We start from the raw sequence: 17562 nt of genomic DNA, 5'->3' as shown, positions 1-17562 counted from the left end.
ACCGTACATGCGTCTCAGACGCTTGTCTAGTACGCATGTGTTAGCCTCTGGGCATGGGAAACAGGGAAGATCTGCTGGCGGGGGCGAAGCGGTGCTTGATCGAGAAGGGTTACTCGCGCACGACCGCCCGTGACATCGCGACCGCGTCCGGCGTGAGCCTGGCGGGCATCGGTTACCACTTCAGGTCGAAGGAGGCGCTGATGAACGAGGCGCTGTTCGAGGTGATGAAGGAGTGGGGCGAGGAGCTGGGCGCGACCCTGTCGGCCGACGTGCGGCCGGACGCCACGCCGCTGGAGCGGTTCGAGGCGGCCTGGGACCGGGTGGTGGAGTCGTTCGAGAAGCTGCGTCCGCTGTGGGTGACGCAGTTCGAGCTGCTGGGGCACATCGACCATGCCGCGCCGGAGCTGCGGGAGCAGCTCACCCGGGCCATCGGGGAGGCACGGCTGGGGCTCGCCGAGCTGTTCGAGGGCGTCACGCTGGGCACCGATCCCGAACGCGAGCGGCTCACGGGCACGCTCTACCAGGCCATGCTGACCGGGTTCCTGTCGCAGTGGCTGCTCGACCCGGACAGCGCGCTGTCGGGCCGCGAGGTGGCCGCGGCCCTGCGCATGATCACAAGCTGAACGCCCGCGGGCCCGGCAACCCGCCGACCACGACCTTCCCCGGCAGGCGCCGGCTCGCGGTGGGGTCCGGCTTGTCGTGTGGAGTCAGAAGGCGCTGATCGAGCGTCAGAAGGCGCTGATCGTGGCGGGGGCGCGCTCGGCCCTGCTCAGCGTGCGGATGACCGCCGTCGGCCCGTGGCGGTGCACCGCCAGCCGGGCCAGCAGCTCCACCACCGGATCGATCACCGAGGTGGGCAGCTCGGGAGTCTCCACGCCCACGCTGGCGGCCAGGTCGTCGGAGTGCACGACCAGCTCCACGAGCCGGGTGAGCAGGAAGTCGTCCAGCCGCAGCGACCAGCCGGACCACGGCAGGTGCACCACCCGGTCGGCCGGCTCGGAGACCAGCGCCGCGCTCTGCATCTCGTACAGCGCCTGCGCCCGCTCGACCAGCACCGCGGGGCCGGCCGCCGCGGCCGCCTCGCCGCCGCGCCGGACGCTGAGGTTGCTCTCGTGTTCGAGACCGGCCTGCACCCACGGCGAGCGCGAGTAGTGCTCGATGAGCGTGACGGGCTCCCCGGCCTGCCCGTTGGGCGCCAGTACGTCGCCGACCCTGACGAGCTGGTGGGCCAGGTGCCCGGCCAGCCCCGCGACGCTGAACTCCATCAGCGCGCTCGGCTTGTCCCACGAGGCCGCCACGGCCGGATGGCGCAGGAGCGACACGGCCGACGCCGCGGCCTCCAGATAGGACTGCCTGCTCTCCCCCATTTGCCGCCCTTCCCAGGTTTCAGGTGGTGATTGGCGCGAACGCACACTACGCACGTAACAAACCACCGCCGCGTCGCCGTTCTTCCTGGTGAGCCGGGAAACCTCAGCCGAGCGCCTGCCTGATCGCCGACCGGACGAACGCCCGGGCCAGCCGCCCCCGCCGGAACCGGCTCAGCACCGGCGCGGGCGTGCCGTAGCGGCGGGCGCGGATGCCGGCGACCACCGTCTCGGGCGCGCCCAGCTCGTCCAGCACGTCCAGCGCCTCCAGCTTGCTGATCAGCCGCCCCTCCCGCAACGTGACGGTGGCCCTGGCGACGGTCACCATGCCCAGGTCGACCCAGACGTCCTGCAGCCAGCGCCGCCGTTCCTGCGCCTTGACGAGCCAGAAGTCGCGCAGGTCCGTACGGACGAACCGGGCCAGCTCCTCGTCCGACACCGGCGGCAGCAGGCCGGCGGGCGGCGGCCCGTGCAGCACCCTGGCGCCGTTGTGCAGCTCGCGCCGCGTGACCGCGGTGACGGGCCGCCGGAAGATCTGGCTGTGCGCCCACGTGATGTGCTCGGCCCCGAGGTCGTCCAGCTCCTGCCTGGACATGTACGAGCAGTGCAGCCGCTCGGCCAGCGGCAGGCGGAGCCTGCGGTGCACGGCCTTGATGCGCCGCCAGTCGCCCATCGTGGCAGGCGAGTCGAGCACCGCGATCAGGTCGAGGTCGCTGCGTCCCTCCTGGTAGTCGCCCGCCGCGAGCGAGCCGTGCGCCCAGAGCGCGACCAGGGGGACGGCAGGCTCGATGCTCTCGAGAAAATGCCTTAGCAGTCGTTCGGTGGCTGCGTGCATGATGGCAACTATGATCGATACGCGGCTGACAGGAAAGGTTGCGCTGATCACAGGCGCCAATCACGGCATCGGCGCTGCGACGGCGACCGCGCTGGCGGCCGAGGGGGTGGCGGTCCTCCTGACGTACAAGCGGCTCGCGCCTCTGAACGAACCCGCCTATCCGGAGGCCTTCGACCGGGTCAGGGCGGGCACGGCCGACGACGTCGTCCGACGCATCCGCGAGGCGGGCGGCACCGCGGAGTCGGCCGAGGCCGACCTGTCCGACCCCGAGGCTCCGAAGCTGCTGTTCGACCTGGCCGAGAAGGCGTTCGGGCCGGTGGAGATCCTGGTCAACAACGCCAGCGCCGGGCTGGGCGACACCTTCGCGCCCGCCGGGCACGACGCCTTCGGCCGCTCCTTGCGGATGGTGGACGTGGAGACGCACGACAGGCAGTTCGCGGTGGACGCGCGGGCGGCCGCGCTGCTGATCTCGGAGTTCGCCACGCGGCACGTGGCACGCGGCGCGACCTGGGGCCGCATCATCGGCCTGACCTCCGGCGGGCCGAACGGCTTCCCGACCGAGGTCTCGTACGGCGCGGCGAAGGCGGCCCAGGAGAACTACACCATGTCGGCCGCCCACGAGCTGGGCGCCTACGGCATCACGGCCAACATGGTCTACCCGCCCGTCACCGACACCGGCTGGATCAACGACGAGGTGGCCAGGGCGGTCACCGAGAGCGCGGTGCTCAAGGAGATCGCGCGGCCTGAGGACGTGGCCGAGGTGATCACCTTCCTCGTCTCGCACCAGGGGCGGCGGGTGACGGGGCAGATCCTCAGGATGTACTGAACAGGGCGCTCACCGACTCGCCGTAGTGGATCCGGCGCATGGCCTCGGCCAGCGCGGACGCGATCGACAGCACGGTGAGCTTGTCGCTGGGCTTGGGCGGCGGCACGGTGTTGGTGCAGACGATCTCCAGGACCTCGGGCATCGCGCTGAGCCGCTCGATCGCCCCACCGGCGAACAGGCCGTGCGTGCACGCCACCCGTACGGAGCGCACGTCGCGCTCGCGCAGCCGGTCGAGCAGCTCGATGACGGTGCTGCCCTTGGCGATCTCGTCGTCCAGGATGATGACGTCCTTGCCGGCCACGTCGCCGATGACCGAGCTGATCACGACGCGGTCGTCGCTGAAGCGCTGCTTGGCGCCCATCGCGACGCCGGTGCCGAGCAGGCGGGCGAAGTGGGCGGCCTCCTTGGCGTTGCCGAGGTCGGGGGAGACGACGACCGTGTTGGACAGGTCGTACCGGCGGAAGTGGGCAGCCAGCTCGCGCAGCGCGTGCAGGTGGTCGACGGGGACGCTGAAGAAGCCGTGCACCTGCGGCGAGTGCAGCGTCATGGCCAGCACGCGGCTGGCGCCCGCGGCCACCATCAGGTCGGCCACCAGGCGCGCGCCGATCGAGATGCGCGGGGCGTCCTTCTTGTCGCTTCTGGCGTAGGCGTAGTGAGGCATCACCACGGTGGTCCTGGCGGCGGAGGCGCCACGGGCGGCGTCGAGCATGAGCAGCAGCTCGACGAGGTGCTCCTGCACGGGCGGCACGAGCGGCTGGATGAGGAACACGTCACGCTCGCGGCAGTTGGCCTGGAGCTGCACTTCGAGCACGTCATTGGCGAAGCGGTTGAGCTGAACGGGGTGCAGAGGTGTGCCCAGGTGGGCGCAGATCTCCTCGGCCAGGTCGGGGTGGGCGCTGCCGCTGAAAACCGTGATGTCTCGCACGATTCCCACATGGTAGCCAGAGCCACCGACGTTCCACGAGACCAGCCCCGGCACCAGCGCGTCTCAGGTGACGAGCTCGGAGGCCGGCCGGTCTCGGGTGACGAGCCCCGAGGTCGGCGGGCTCAGGTGACGAGCTCGGAGGTCAGCGCGTCCAGGTCGGGCAGGACGCGCCAGGCCAGCGCGAGCGCGTCCGGCGCGGGCGGGTAGCGGGGGTGCGGCACGGCGATCACCCGCATCCCGGCCGCGTGCGCCGAACGCAGCCCGTTGCTGGAGTCCTCGACCGCCACGCAACCATGCGGGTCCACCCCGATGCGCCGGGCCGCCTCCAGGTACCCGTCGGGCGCCGGCTTGCCGCGCGGCACCTCCTCGGTGGAGACGGTGGCCTCGAAGCACTCCGTGAGCCCGGCCGCTTCCAGCACCACGTCGATCAGCCGGCGCGGGGACGAGCTGGCCACCCCAAGCGTGAGGCGCCCCGCAAGCCGCCGCACCACCTCGACGGCCCCGGGCATCAGCGGCACCTCCTCCCGGTACCGCCCGGCCATCTGCTCGACGACCCCGCGGGCGATCTCGTCCGGCGGCAGCCCGACGCCGAGCTCATGCAGGTACGCGGCCCACTCGCCGGTGCTCATGCCCATGAGCCTGGACTGGGTGTCCGGCTGCCAGGTGCCGCCGTGATCGGCGACGAACGCCCGGCGCACCTCCTCCCAGACAGGCTCGCTGTCCACCAGCACGCCATCGAGGTCGAACACGCACACTTCCATGGATCCCCCTGCGACGATCAGCTCAGGACCAAGCCAACCACATGCACTTGTCGGAGATTCATCCTATTTAGGGCCTTTATTGAGCTATTTGCCCGAAAAGGCGGGCATGCGGCTGAGCATGGCAGACCTTCCCTTCCACGACAGGGGCGACTTCGAGGACGCCGACCGCGGTTTCCTCGCCAAACTCAGCCCGGCAGTGATCAGAACGGTCGACGGCAGGATCGTGTGGGACAACGACGCCTACGACTTCCTCCAGGAGGAATGCCCCGGCACCGCCCATCCCAGCCTCTGGAGGCAGGGCCAGCTCTGCTCCAGACAGGGCCTGTACGAGGTCACGGACGGCGTCTACCAGATCCGGGGCCTGGACCTGTCGAACATGACCCTCATCGAGGGCGAGCGCGGCGTCGTCGTCGTCGACCCGCTCATCTCCACCGAGTGCGCCGCCGCCGCGCTCAAGCTGTACCAGGCCCACCGCGGCGCCCGCCCCGTCACCGGCGTGATCTACACCCACGCCCACGCCGACCACTTCGGCGGCGTCCGCGGCGTCACCGTCGGCGACGTGCCGATCCTGGCCCCCGCCGGCTTCATGCGGCACGCGGCGGCCGAGAACTTCTACGCCGGCCCCGCCATAACCCGCCGCGCCGTCTACATGTACGGCCGCGCCCTGCCCCGCTCCCCGCTGGGCCAGATCGGCGCCGGGCTCGGCATGACCGCCTCGACCGGCACCATGTCGCTGATCCCGCCCACGGACGAGGTCGCCCGCACGGGCCAGGAGGAGACGATCGACGGGGTCAGGATGGTCTTCCAGCTCACCCCGGGCGCCGAGGCCCCGGCCGAGATGAACTTCCTGCTCCCCGACCGGCGTGCCCTCTGCCTGGCCGAGAACGCCACTCACAACCAGCACAACCTCCTGCCGCTGCGCGGCGCCGCCGTCCGCGACGTACGCGCCTGGGCCAGGTACCTGACCGAGGCCATCACCCTGTTCGCCGGCCGCGCCGACGTCGCGTTCGCCTCGCACCACTGGCCCACCTGGGGCGCCGAGCGCGTGGAGCGCTTTCTCAGCCAGCAGCGCGACCTGTACGCCTACCTGCACGACCAGACCCTGCGCCTGCTCAACAAGGGCCTGACGGCGTGCGAGATCGCCGAGGCCGTGCAACTCCCGCCCGAGCTGGAACGGGCCTGGCACACGCACGGCTACTCCGGCTCGCTGGTCCACAACGTCAAGGCCGTCTACCAGCGCTACCTGGGCTGGTTCGACGGCAACCCGGCGCACCTGTGGGAGCACCCGCCGCGGGAGAGCGCGATCCGGTACGTCGAGTGCCTGGGCGGCGGGGCGGCCGTGGTCGCGTTCGCCAGGCGGTACATCGACGAGAACGACCTGCGCTTCGCCGCGCAGCTCCTCAACCACGCGGTCTTCGCCGACGAGGGCAACAAGGAGGCCCGGGACCTGCTGGCCGAGGTCTACACCCGGCTCGGCCACGGCGCAGAGAACGCCACCTGGCGCAACTGCTACCTGATGGGCGCGCTGGAGCTGGCCGACGGCATCGTGCCCGCCGCCCTGGACGCCGCCTCGCCCGACTTCTTCGCCGCCCTGACCGTGGAGCAGATCTTCGACTCGATCGCCGTGCGCGTGGACGGGCCGCGGGCCTGGCACGAGCGGCTGTCCATCGACTGGCACCTGACCGACCTGGGGGAGCGCTACCGTACGACGCTGTCGAACGGCGCCTTCATCCAGCAGCCGGCCCCGCGCGACGGGGCCGCGGACCTCACGCTGCGGCTCACCAAGGCGCAGCTCGTCGGCCTGCTGGCGGGCAAGGGCGTGGAGGGCGTGCGGCGCGAGGGCGACACGACGGTGCTGCAGCGGCTGGTGTCGGTGCTCGACCGCCCGGTGCCGGACTTCGCCATCGTGACGGCCTGACCCGTCACTCCCGGTCGGCCTGCGCGCGCAGCGCCTTGCAGGCGAGCGCGAGCAGCGTCACCACGACCGCCGCGACTCCCGGGCCGACCAGCAGCGGCGTGGTCAGCTCGCCGGCGTGCCAGGCCGCCGCCACGACCGCCGCCGACGTCAGCACCGTCACGCCGAACATCGCGCCCCACAGCGGCAGCACGTGCAGGTACGCGAACAGCAGCGGGAAGGCCACCCACACGAACGGCGGCGCCGCCACGGCCAGCACGGCCCACCCGCCGGTCACGAGCCCCAGCCACACCCGCCCCGCGACGGCCCTGCCCTGGACCGCGGGGCCGGTGGCGTACAGCAGGCCGAGCAGCACGCCGCCCGCCGCCAGGCCGGGCCGGTCCTCGCGCAGCACACCCACCACGGCGATCGCCAGCAGCCCGCAGGCCGTGACATGCACCGCCCAGCTCAACAGTCGCAACGGGACGTCAGTCATCAATCACTAAGAGTAACCCCAAGGCGAGGGCGCGCGACAGAGGCGATCAGGTAGTACAGCACCCCGGCCAGCACGAGCGCGATCACCACGCCGATGTTCGCCGTCCCGAACGTGCCGGCCTCCAGCTCGTCGCTCATCAGGAAGCCGACGATCCTGGCGATGTTCGGATCCGCCGAGGTGATCAGGCCCAGCCCCACGACCGACGCCACGACCAGCGACACCAGGCCCGGCCAGTTGAGCGCGGGCGCGCCGGCCCGCAACAGCCGCTCGTCGTAGGCCCGCCCGCCGGCCCGCAGCCGCCACATGTCCACCAGGAAGATCGCTACCCAGGCCGCCATCACGACGCCGACGATCGCCAGGAACGCCTGGAACGTGGCCAGGAAGCTGGTGGAGACGAACAGCAGGTAGTAGCCGCCGAGCACCATGAGCAGCCCGTCGACCAGCACCGCGTAGTGCCGCCTGATGGGCACGCCCAGCGCCAGCATCGACAGCCCTGACGAGTAGATGTCCATGATCGCGCCGGCCAGGAAGCCGCCGACGGCGGTCAGCAGGTACGGCACCAGGAACCACGTCGGCAACGCCCCCGCCAGCGCCGCCACCGGGTTGGCCCCCGCGGCCTCGGCCAGCGTGGGATCGCCGCCGACCAGCAGCACCCCGAACACGAGCAGCACCAGCGGCGGCAGCGCGCCCCCGAGCGTCGTCCACAGGGCCACCGAGCGCGGCCGGGAGCTCGCGGGCAGGTAACGGGAGTAGTCGGCGCCGCAGTTGACCCAGCCCAGGCCCAGCAGCGTCATGGCGAAGATGACCCCGCCCACCCAGCCGCCGGCGCCCGACGTGGTCTCCAGCGAGCCGGCGCCGAGCCTGGGCACCATGAGCACCAGGTAGACGACCGTCAGCACGATGAACGCGTAGGTCAGGTACCGCTGGACCACCATGATCATCGCGTGCCCGTACACGCCGACCGCGATCACCACGACCGCCGCGACGGCGAAGCAGATCGCCGTGGCCGTCGTGGGCGGCACGCCGGGCTCCAACTGCCCGGACGCGGGGAGACCGGGGCCGAGCCGCCTGATGATCTCCGCGCCGCTCTGCGCCGCGAGCGTGACCAGCACGATCTCCCAGCCGACGTTGGAGATGTACGACAGCAGAGTGGGCAGCTTGTTGCCCTGGTAGCCGAACGGCGCCCGCCCCAGCGTCATCGTCGGCACCCCGGATCTGGCCCCGGCGACGGCGACCAGGCCGACCAGCAGGAACGACAGCGCGTACCCGACCGCGCCGGTGATGATCGCGGGCACGACGCCCAGCCCGAGCCCCACGACGTACACGCCGAAGGCCACCCCGAACAGCGACAGGTTGGCGCCCGCCCAGGGCCAGAACAGGTCCCTCGGCCTGCCGCGCCGCTCCCCCTCCGGGACCGCGTTGATGCCGTTCTGCTCGACCGCCATCGTTGCCATGATCGGACGTTACCCATCCTTGGCCGAGAAACGAACCTTTCTCCGGCGGCGAGCAAAGAAACGCCTGATAGGCGATATTTCAGGGTGCCCGGGGCAGCATGTGCGAGGTGATGGGGGAGTCCGGAACCGACACGCGGCGGCGCGCCCTGGCCGTGTGCCTCGTCTCCGCGTTCATGACCGGGCTGGACGTGAGCATCGTCAACGTCGCCCTGCCCTCCATCCGCGACGGGCTCCACGCCTCCGATGACGGGCTGCAGTGGACCCTGTCCGGCTACGCGCTCACGTTCGGCCTGCTCCTGGTCCCCGCCGGCCGGCTCGGCGACGCCAGGAGCCGCAGGACGATCTTCCTGTGGGCCGTGGCCCTCTTCACGCTCTCCAGCGCGTTCTGCGGCTTCGCCTGGAGCATGAACGTGCTGATCGCGGCCCGCCTCGTGCAGGGCATGGCGGCCGGGATGCTGAACCCGCAGGTCTCGGGGCTGATCCAGCAGATGTTCCACGGGTACGAGCGGGGCCGCGCCTTCGGCGCGCTCGGCGCCACCATCGGCGTGTCCACGGCCGCCGGGCCGCTGATCGGCGGCGCGCTGGTGACCGTGTTCGGGGCCGACCACGGCTGGCGGTGGGTGTTCCTGGTGAACCTGCCGATCGGGCTCGTGCTGCTCCCGCTGGCCTGGCGGCTGCTGCCGCGCCCGCAACTGGTGCACACGCGGCCGGAGAGCATGGACCCGGTGGGCGTGCTGCTGCTCGGGATCGGCGTGGCCGGGCTGCTGCTGCCGTTCATCCAGCGGCACCAGTGGGAGGGGCCGGTCAAGTGGCTGCTCGTGCCGGCCTCGCTGGTGGTGCTGGCCGGGTTCGTGACCTGGGAGCGCTTCTACCGGCGCGAGCCGCTGGTGAACCTGGAGCTCTTCCGCAAACGCTCGTACAGCCTGGGCTCGGCCATCGCGCTGTTCTACTTCGCCGGCTTCACCGGCATCTTCTTCATCTTCACGCTGTACCTGCAGAGCGGCCACGGCTACAGCGCGCTGCTGGCCGGGCTGGCGATCACACCGTTCGCGCTCGGCTCGGCCTCGGCCGCCATGGTCGGCGGGCACCTGGTGTCCCGGATGGGGCGGCGGCTGGTCGCCATCGGGCTGACCATGGTGATCGTCGGGCTGCTGGCCACCATGGGCGCCACCGCGCTGGTGCCCGGCGCGGGGGCGGGCCTGGCGACCGCGCTGCCGCTGCTGGTCGCGGGCATGGGCAGCGGGCTGGTCATCTCGCCCAACCAGGCCATCACGCTGTCGGAGGTGCCGCCCTCGGGCGGCGGGAGCGCCGCCGGGGTGCTGCAGACGGGGCAGCGTCTCGGGTCGGCCATCGGCATCGCGGCGGCCGGGACGACGTTCTTCGGGTCGCTGGGCGAGGGGTGGCCGACGGCCTTCCGGCACGGGCTGGTCGTGGTCGTGTCGTCGGTCTGCATCGCCCTGGCGGCGGCCCTGTACGACCTCGTCCGCACCCGCCGCGACCACCGCGAGCCGGCGAGGTCATGACGCCAGGATCCGCGCCTCCAACGCCGGATCGAGGCCCTTGAGCGGCCGGTCCGCCCGCTGGGGCGCCTGCCCGCCGAGCCCGCGCAGCCAGGCCCACGTGTCGGCCACCGTCTCCGCCACCGGGCGGAAGCGCAGCCCCGCCGCCACCGCCTTGCCGACGTCACCTCCGTGCATGAAGTCGTAGTCGTCGCCCACCAGCCAGAACGGCAGCCCGGTCCACGGCTCCACCCCGGCCGCCAGCAGCCGCTCCTCCTCGATCCAGCGCAGCTCGGCATCGGAGCCGGTCACCTTCACGCAGGTCTCCAGCAGCTCGCCCATCGTCGTGGCCCCGGGCGGGCACACCACGTTGAACGCCCCGCCCACGCCCCGCGCCCCCGCCTCCAGGCACCAGACGGCCAGGTCGCGGACGTCGATGTACTGCAGGCCCCGATCCGCCGGAGCGGGCGCGACCACGGGGCCGCCCCGCGCGATCCTGTTGAGCCACCAGGGCAGCCGCCCCACGTTCTCCTGCGGCCCGATGATCAGCCCCGCCCTGGCCAGCAGCGCCCGGTCGCCGAACGCGGCCACCGCTCCCAGCTCGCCGCCCGCCTTGTTGCGCGCGTAGGGGCCGTCACCGTCGTCGGCCGAGGCCGCCACCAGGGGCGCGCTCTCGTCGGCCCCGAACGGCACCGGCTCGGCGTAGAGCGACCTGCTGGAGACGTACACGTAGGAGCCGGCCCGACCGGCCAGCAGCGCGGCGGAGTCCCTGACGGCCGAGGGCGCCCACGACCACGTGTCGATCACGACGTCCCACTCGCCGCGCTCCAGCGCCGCCAGCCCGCCGGGCGCCGTGCGGTCACCGCGCAACGCCGTCACCCCCGCGGGCGGCTCGTGGCTGCCCCGGTTGAACGCCGTCACCTCCCAGCCCATCGCCAGCGCCTCGTCGAGGACGACCCGGCCCACGAAACCCGTACCACCCAGCACCAGAACTCTCATGGCACCCCAGCCTGCCCGCGGAAGCGTACGGCCGGAAGGCACGCACGCCCTCAGCGGAATCGCCGGGAGCGAAACATGTACGGAGAGTATGCGTCGATCATGTTGCGTACGCCATCCACGGGTAAATGTCACACACAGTAACTGCGGGATGGGGGTGTGGGATTGTCACGACGGCTCCTTCCGCGCTCGATCCGGGCGCGGATGACCACGGCCGCGACCCTGGTGGCAGCGGTCGTCATCGTCGGCGCCTCGGCACTCACGCTGGCGACCGTGCCGGACAATCTCCACGACACCGTCCACAACCGGGTGGAGCTGGCCGTGCGGCGGGTGGCGAGCGACGCGCGTACCGGAAGGCTGCCCAGGGACCTGCGGACGCCCGCCCGCGTCCAGCTCCTGCGCGTGCTCTCCGGGACCGGCGAGGTGCTCGCGAGCAGCACGTCCTTCCCCCAGGATGCGCGGGTCACCGCGTTCAGGCCGGTCAGGCAGGAGACCGTCCACACCACCGAGCTGGAGCTGGCGCGCCACCCGGAGGAGCCCAGGAGCAACCACCTGCTGATGGCCATCACGGTGCGCTCGCCGCGGGGGCCCGTCACGGTGCAGGGCGCCTCCTCCCTGGCCGACGTGGACAGGGCGCTCATGTGGATCCACCTGATGGTGTTCGCCGGCACGCCGCTCGTCCTGGTCGTCATCGCGCTGCTCACCTGGGCCGCGGTCACCTGCGCGCTGCGGCCGGTCGAGCGCGTGCGCGCGGAGCTGGCCGAGATCACGGGCCAGGACCTGAGCCGGCGCGTCCCCGTGCCCCCCACAGGCGACGAGATCGCCGACCTGGCCGCCACCACCAACCACACGCTCGACCGCCTGGAGCGCTCGGCCGAGACCCAGCGCCGCTTCGTCGCCGACGCCTCGCACGAGCTGCGCAGCCCCATCTCCGCCCTGCGCGCCCAGCTTGAGGTGGCCAACGACTACCCCGACGAGACGGACTGGCCCGCCACGGGGGCGCGGGCGCTGGCCGCCGCCGACCGGCTCACGGGCATCATCGACGAGCTGCTGATGCTGGCCAAGCTCGACGCGGGCGCCGTCACCCAGCGCCGGGTGGTGAACCTGTGCCTGGTGGCCGAGGAGCAGATCCGCCGCCGCGAGGGCGGCCGGGCGCCGATCTTCCTGCACGCCTGCGAGACGGCCCCGGTCCTCGGCTCGCCCGTGCAGCTCGACCGCCTCCTGACGAACCTGCTCGACAACGCCACCCGCCACACCGCGTCCAGGATCGACGTCGAGGTGACCGTACGGGGGGACAAGGTGGTCGTGACGGTCACCGACGACGGCGACGGGATCGCGCCGGAGGACAGGGAGCGGGTCTTCGAGCGCTTCACCCGGCTGGAGAGCTCCAGGGCCAAGGACAAGAGCGGCAGCGGCCTCGGCCTGCCGCTGTCGAGGGAGATCGCCGTGGCCCACGGCGGCACCCTGACGGCCGCCGACCAGGCGCCCGGCGCCCGGTTCGTCGCCGTTCTGCCGCTGCACCGTGGCTGACCGGAGGCCTAGACTCGGCGGCATGCACCTGCGCGAGCTCTCCGAGGAGATCGAGTCCATCTCGCGGCGGTACGCCGATCACCTGGGCATCGAGCGCGACGACACCTGGTTCCTGCTCAAGCTGCAGGAGGAGGTCGGTGAGCTGACGCAGGCGTTCCTGATGCTCACCGGCAGGGCCAGGACGAAGGGCCGCACCGGGGCGGAGCTCGACGCCGACTTCCGGGCGGAGCTGGCCGACGTGGTGTGCCACGTGCTGCTCATGGCCCGCCACCACGGGGTGGACCTGGAGGCGGAGATCGCGCGCAAGTGGCTGGCCTGGAAGAGGGAGGGCCCGTCTCCGGCTGAGACGGGCCCCGGGGGGATCACTTGACGAAAGTGATCCGGTCGGCGGGGGACGGGCTGATGGGCGAGCGGGCGCTCAGGTAGGCCGTGAACGCGTCCAGGTCGATCGGGCCGCTCCACGTGTCACTGCTCTGCGTGAACACGGAGAAGCCGTCACCGCCGCCCATGAGGAAGTTGTTCGCGGCGATCTTGATGGACTGCGTGTCCGTGACCGGTGTCCCGTTCAGCTTGATGTCGGACACGCGCGAGCCCACCGGCTTGGTCGTGTCGAACGTGTACGTGAGCGAGGACGACACCTGCAGGATCCGGTGCGAGATCGCGCCCGTGGCCGGGTTGGGCGTCCAGACCTGCTGCTCCAGCAGGGCCTTGAGCTGCGCACCCGTGTACGTCCGCACCTGCACGATGTTGCTGAACGGCTGGACCTCGAACGCCTCGCCGTAGGTGACGACGCCGTCGCCCTCGGAGCCCTTCTGCGCGTACGTCAGCGACGTGCGGATGCCGCCGGGGTTCATCAGCGCGATCTCCGCTCCGGCCGCCTTGGCGGCTTCGAGCTGGGAGTCGGCGATGAGGTCGCCGAGCGGCGTCTCGGGCTTCGTCGTCGCGGCCGAGCTGTTGTTGACCACGTTGGAGATGTCGGCCGTGATGGCGCCGAGCTTGCGGTCGGCGACCTCGGCGCTGCGTGCCTTCCACGTCTGGACCTGGGTCTCGACCTGCGGGTCAGGGGTGACCGTCCGCGTGACGACCTTGTTGTCCGCCTTCACCGAGGACCGGATCACGTCCTTGGTGCGCTTGTCGATCTGCAGGTCGATCTGGGTGAGCACCCGGCCGAACGACGACCCCTGCGTGTAGTAGCGGTCCTGGCCCGCGGGGTCGGTCGCCTTGCAGATGTACGCCTGGTGGGAGTGGCCGCTGATGACCAGGTCGATCTGCGGGTTCAGCTCCCTGGCGATGCGCGAGCCCGCGTTCGAGGTGTTCACCGAACAGGCGTCCGGGCTCTGGTTCGGCGTGATCGAGTCGCCCTCGTGCACCAGCACGACCTGCGCCTTGACACCCTTGCGCGCCAGGTGGGCCGAAGCTCTGTTCGCCGCGGCGACCTCCTCGGTGAACTGCAGGCCCTTGATGCCCTCCGCGGTCACGATGGTCGGCGTGGTCGCCGTGACCAGGCCGATGAAGCCGACCTTCACGCCGTTGATCGTCTTGACGTGGTAGGGCGGCAGCGCGTACCTGTCGGTGCCTTCCTTGAGCACGTTGGCGGCGAGGAAGTCGAAGCCGGTGCCCTTCCACTCGCCCGCGGGCGAGCAGCCGTCCACGGGGTGGCAGCCGCCGTTCATGAGGCGCTGCAACTCGGCGTAGCCCTCGTCGAACTCGTGGTTGCCCGCCGACGTGGTGTCCAGCCCGAGAGAGCCGAGCACCTCCAGCGTGGGCTCGTCGTGGTAGGCGGCGGAGATCAGCGGGGACGCGCCGATCAGGTCGCCGGCCGCCACGAGCAGCGTGTTCCTGTTCTGCGCCTGCTTGATGTGCGTCGCCAGGTACGAGACGCCACCGGCGATCGAGTACCTGCCGCCGGCGATGCCGGTCAGGGTGCCGTCCGTGTCGACCAGGGCCCCGTCGGGGTCGAGGATGCGGCTGGAGGAGCCGGACGGGGGCTCCAGGTTGCCGTGCAGGTCGTTGATGCTGAGCAGGCGGACCGGGACCGTCTGCCTGCCATGGTTGCCGCGGTCGCCGTGGGCGCCGGTCGCGGCCAGGGCGGGTGCCACGGCGAGGGCGATCCCGGCCGCGGCCGCGGCTCCGGCCGAGAGCAGCCGGAGGAGGGTGCGTGACGTCATGACAGGAACGTTACGACGTGACGCTATGCAACAAATGTCGCAAAAGGTAACGATTGATAGGAGTACCTGATGGCACTGTTCGCCATGGATACGCCTAGAGTCTGGTCTGTGGGTGCGTACGTGGAGATCAGGGAACAGCTCGGCGACCGCGACGTCAGCGAGGTGCTGGACGTCGTCGAGAAGGCCACGGAGGCGGACGGCGTCCGCCCCCTCAACGAGCATGTGATGCTCCATCTCCGCTACGGAGGTGACCCGCGCGCCCGGTCGTTGCTGCTGCGGGCGGACGACGGCGCGCTGGCCGGCTACGCGCACGTGGACCCCACCGACGAGGTCGAGGGGCCGAGCGTGGAGCTGGTCATCCACCCGTCCCATCGCCGGCAGGGGCACGGCGCGCGGCTGCTGCGAGCCGTGCTGGAGCTGACGGGGGGCGCCGTGCGGCTGTGGGCGCACGGCGACCACGCGGGCGCCGGAGCGCTGGCCGCCGCGTTCGGCTTCGAGCGGGTCCGCTCGCTCTGGCAGATGCGCCGCTCCCTGTTCGCCCCGCTGGCGCCCTACACGCTCCCGGACGGGGTGACGCTGCGCGCGTTCGTGCCCGGGCAGGACGAGGAGGCGTGGCTCAAGGTGAACGCCGCCGCCTTCGCCCACCACCCCGAGCAGGGCGCGTGGACGATGGACGACCTGCTGCGGCGCGAGCAGGAGCCCTGGTTCGACGCCGAGGGCTTCATCCTGGCCCTGCGCGGCGACCGGCTGGCGGGCTTCCACTGGACGAAGGTCCACGGCTCCTCCGAGCACGGCCACGAGCCGCTGGGGGAGGTGTACGTGGTCGGCGTGGACCCCTCCCAGCAGGGCACCGGCCTGGGCCGCTCGCTCACGCTGGCCGGCCTGGGCCATCTGCGCTCGCGTGGTCTCGCCCAGGCGATGCTGTACGTGGACGAGACCAACACGGCGGCGATCAGGTTGTACGAGTCCCTCGGGTTCAACCGGTGGGACGTGGACGTGATGTACGCCCCCGCGTGATCACCCTTCGACGATGGCGTGGAGGACGAAGTAGGACACGGCAGCCACCAGGGCGGCGGCCGGGATGGTCAGGATCCAGGCGGTCACGATGTTGCCCGCGACGCCCCACCGTACGGCGCTGAGCCGCTTGGTGGCCCCCACGCCCATGATCGCCGAGGTGATCGTGTGCGTGGTGGAGATGGGCGCCCCGAACCCGATGGCGGCCCCGTACAGGACGGTCGCCGCCGCCGACTCCGCGGCGAACCCCTGGGGCGGGTCCAGCGCGATGATGCGCCGCCCCAGCGTGCGCATGATGCGCCAGCCGCCCGCGTACGTCCCGAGCGAGATCGCCCCCGCCGCGGCGAGGATGACCCACTGCGGGATGGGATCCGTGGGCTGGGCGAACCCGCCGACGGTGAGCGCCAGGAAGATCACGCCCATCGTCTTCTGCGCGTCCTGCAGGCCGTGCCCGAGCGCCATGGCGGCGGCCGAGACGGTCTGCGCGTAGCGGAAGCCGCGGTTGGTGCGGCCCGGCTGGCTGTTGCGGAAGATCCAATATATTGCGATCATGATCAACGCGGCCAGGGAGAACCCGACCAGCGGTGACAGCACCATCGGGATGACCACCTTCTCCAGGACGCCGTCCCAGTGCACCACGCTGGCCGAGGCCAGCGCGGAGCCCACCAGGCCGCCGATGAGCGCGTGACTGGAGGAGGACGGCAGGCCGAAGTACCAGGTGACCAGGTTCCAGGTGATCGCGCCGATCAGCCCGGCGGCCACGATGACCAGGCCGTGTGAGCCGTTCGGAGCGTCGATGATGCCCTTGCCCACCGTCTGGGCGACCTGGGTGCCCAGGTGGGCGCCGATGAAGTTCATGGCGGCGGCCATGAACAACGCGGCCCTGGGGGTCAGGGCCCGGGTCGAGACGGAGGTGGCGATCGCGTTCGCCGCGTCGTGGAAGCCGTTGGTGTAGTCGAAGACCAGGGCGATGACGACCACGGCGATGACGAGGCCGAGCGTGAGGTCCACTGCCTGGGCCTAGCTTTCCTTGACCGCGATCGACTCGACGGTGTTGGCCACGTGTTCGAAGGCGTCGGCAGCCTCCTCGAGGGCGTCGACGACCTCCTTCATCTTCATGACGGTGAGGGCGTCGTACTCACCGCTGAACAGCTTGGCCAGCAGCCTCCTGTAGACCTGGTCGCCCTGGTTCTCCAGGCGGTTGACCTCGATCCAGTACTCGTTGAGGTTCTTCATCGACCGCAGGCGCGGCATCGCCTCGGCGGTCAGCTCGGCGGCCCGCTCCAGCACCTCCACCTGGCGGACGACGTCCTTGGGGAGGTGGTCGAGCTGGTAGAGGACGATGAGGTCGGAGGCGGCCTCCATGGCGTCCATCACGTCGTCGAGGTTCGAGGCCAGCCGGTAGATGTCCTCGCGGTCGAACGGAGTGATGAAGCTCTCATTGAGCCGGTTCATGATCGCATGGGTGCGTTCGTCACCGGCGTGCTCGCAGGCGCGCATCTTCTCGGCCAGGGCTTCCCTGTCCGAGCCGTCGCTGATGATCTCAACCAGCAGACGCGATGCCGTGACCAGGTTGTTCGCCGAGTCGGCGAACAGGTCGTAGTAGCTGTCCTCACGTGGCGTGAGACGCAGACGCACGTCGTTCTCCAGATGTGCGGGGATGGTCCGTGGAAGAGGGTATGGCTTACCAGGCGAAATGCGAACTTCATGTCCCCTTCGCCTACTGGCTACCCGCCGTATGTTGTGCGACACCGCAGAACCGCGTAGTTTTAGGCGGTTTTTCGCTGCTCGCGCCCTGTT

17 protein-coding genes are annotated in these 17562 nt (G+C 71.1%); 7 read left to right on the top strand and 10 right to left on the bottom strand.

Going from position 1 to position 17562, the window contains the following annotated elements:
- Positions 1-53 precede the first annotated feature (53 nt).
- Positions 54-623: a TetR/AcrR family transcriptional regulator gene (locus HD597_RS47335; protein ID WP_253753344.1), complete on the top strand. Its 570-nt coding sequence runs from the start codon at positions 54-56 to the stop codon at positions 621-623.
- A 105-nt stretch (positions 624-728) separates the two neighbouring features.
- Here HD597_RS47335 and HD597_RS47330 read toward each other — a convergent pair whose 3' ends face one another.
- Both HD597_RS47330 and HD597_RS47325 read right to left on the bottom strand, forming a co-directional pair.
- Complete coding sequence (locus HD597_RS47330) at positions 729-1367, bottom strand: maleylpyruvate isomerase N-terminal domain-containing protein (RefSeq protein ID WP_253753342.1); 639 nt, start codon at positions 1365-1367, stop codon at positions 729-731.
- Positions 1368-1470: 103 nt separating this feature from the next.
- A complete protein-coding gene (locus HD597_RS47325) occupies positions 1471-2199 on the bottom strand; it encodes a nucleotidyltransferase domain-containing protein (protein ID WP_253753340.1) in 729 nt (242 codons plus the stop codon).
- Between the two features lie 10 nt (positions 2200-2209).
- Between HD597_RS47325 and HD597_RS47320 the strand changes: the two genes are divergently transcribed.
- On the top strand, positions 2210-3025 hold the full coding sequence (locus HD597_RS47320; RefSeq protein WP_253753333.1) for an SDR family NAD(P)-dependent oxidoreductase: 816 nt from the start codon (positions 2210-2212) through the stop codon (positions 3023-3025).
- Here HD597_RS47320 and HD597_RS47315 read toward each other — a convergent pair.
- Positions 3012-3950 (bottom strand): ribose-phosphate diphosphokinase, encoded by a 939-nt coding sequence (locus tag HD597_RS47315; protein ID WP_253753331.1) that lies wholly within the window; start codon positions 3948-3950, stop codon positions 3012-3014. The genes HD597_RS47320 and HD597_RS47315 overlap by 14 nt on opposite strands.
- Positions 3951-4072: 122 nt before the next feature.
- Positions 4073-4699 carry an HAD family hydrolase gene (locus tag HD597_RS47310; RefSeq protein ID WP_253753330.1) on the bottom strand — a complete coding sequence of 209 codons (627 nt, stop codon included), beginning with the start codon at positions 4697-4699 and terminating at the stop codon, positions 4073-4075.
- A gap of 130 nt (positions 4700-4829) precedes the next feature.
- Here HD597_RS47310 and HD597_RS47305 point away from each other — a divergent pair, with 130 nt between their 5' ends.
- Positions 4830-6629, top strand: a complete 1800-nt coding sequence (locus HD597_RS47305; protein WP_253753329.1) for an alkyl/aryl-sulfatase — start codon at positions 4830-4832, stop codon at positions 6627-6629.
- A 4-nt stretch (positions 6630-6633) separates the two neighbouring features.
- Here the strand turns inward: HD597_RS47305 and HD597_RS47300 are convergent, their stop codons facing one another.
- Together HD597_RS47300 and HD597_RS47295 are read right to left on the bottom strand one after the other, a co-directional pair.
- Complete coding sequence (locus HD597_RS47300) at positions 6634-7104, bottom strand: hypothetical protein (RefSeq protein ID WP_253753325.1); 471 nt, start codon at positions 7102-7104, stop codon at positions 6634-6636.
- A complete protein-coding gene (locus HD597_RS47295) occupies positions 7101-8555 on the bottom strand; it encodes a purine-cytosine permease family protein (protein WP_253753320.1) in 1455 nt (484 codons plus the stop codon). The genes HD597_RS47300 and HD597_RS47295 overlap by 4 nt, the downstream gene beginning before the upstream one ends.
- Positions 8556-8665: 110 nt before the next feature.
- Between HD597_RS47295 and HD597_RS47290 the strand changes: the two genes are divergently transcribed.
- Positions 8666-10078, top strand: coding sequence for an MFS transporter (locus HD597_RS47290; protein WP_253753317.1), 1413 nt, complete (start codon positions 8666-8668; stop codon positions 10076-10078).
- Here HD597_RS47290 and HD597_RS47285 read toward each other — a convergent pair.
- The gene (locus tag HD597_RS47285; RefSeq protein ID WP_253753315.1) at positions 10073-11053 is read right to left on the bottom strand and encodes an NAD-dependent epimerase/dehydratase family protein; all 981 of its coding nucleotides are present in this window, start codon (positions 11051-11053) and stop codon (positions 10073-10075) included. The two genes, HD597_RS47290 and HD597_RS47285, sit on opposite strands and share 6 nt — an antisense overlap.
- Positions 11054-11254: 201 nt before the next feature.
- Here HD597_RS47285 and HD597_RS47280 point away from each other — a divergent pair, with 201 nt between their 5' ends.
- Both HD597_RS47280 and HD597_RS47275 read left to right on the top strand, forming a co-directional pair.
- The gene (locus HD597_RS47280) at positions 11255-12580 is read left to right on the top strand and encodes a sensor histidine kinase (protein ID WP_253753313.1); all 1326 of its coding nucleotides are present in this window, start codon (positions 11255-11257) and stop codon (positions 12578-12580) included.
- Between the two features lie 22 nt (positions 12581-12602).
- Entirely contained in the window at positions 12603-12950 is a 348-nt protein-coding gene (locus HD597_RS47275) for a nucleoside triphosphate pyrophosphohydrolase family protein (RefSeq protein WP_253753311.1), read from the top strand.
- Here the strand turns inward: HD597_RS47275 and HD597_RS47270 are convergent.
- Complete coding sequence (locus HD597_RS47270; protein WP_253753309.1) at positions 12943-14748, bottom strand: bifunctional metallophosphatase/5'-nucleotidase; 1806 nt, start codon at positions 14746-14748, stop codon at positions 12943-12945. The genes HD597_RS47275 and HD597_RS47270 overlap by 8 nt on opposite strands.
- A gap of 84 nt (positions 14749-14832) precedes the next feature.
- On the opposite strand from HD597_RS47270, the gene mshD reads away from it, so the two are divergent.
- Positions 14833-15765, top strand: a complete 933-nt coding sequence (gene mshD / locus HD597_RS47265) for a mycothiol synthase (protein WP_372513648.1) — start codon at positions 14833-14835, stop codon at positions 15763-15765.
- On the opposite strand, the gene HD597_RS47260 is transcribed toward mshD, so the two are convergent.
- Both HD597_RS47260 and HD597_RS47255 read right to left on the bottom strand, forming a co-directional pair.
- On the bottom strand, positions 15766-16773 hold the full coding sequence (locus HD597_RS47260) for an inorganic phosphate transporter (RefSeq protein ID WP_253753305.1): 1008 nt from the start codon (positions 16771-16773) through the stop codon (positions 15766-15768). It abuts the gene before it with no gap.
- Positions 16774-16782: 9 nt separating this feature from the next.
- Positions 16783-17400: a DUF47 domain-containing protein gene (locus HD597_RS47255; protein WP_043625094.1), complete on the bottom strand. Its 618-nt coding sequence runs from the start codon at positions 17398-17400 to the stop codon at positions 16783-16785.
- Positions 17401-17562 lie beyond the last annotated feature (162 nt).

It is taken from the genome of Nonomuraea thailandensis, assembly GCF_024172165.1.
Classification (GTDB): Bacteria; Actinomycetota; Actinomycetes; order Streptosporangiales; family Streptosporangiaceae; genus Nonomuraea; species Nonomuraea thailandensis.
This window is presented reverse-complemented; position numbering and strand designations above follow the sequence as displayed.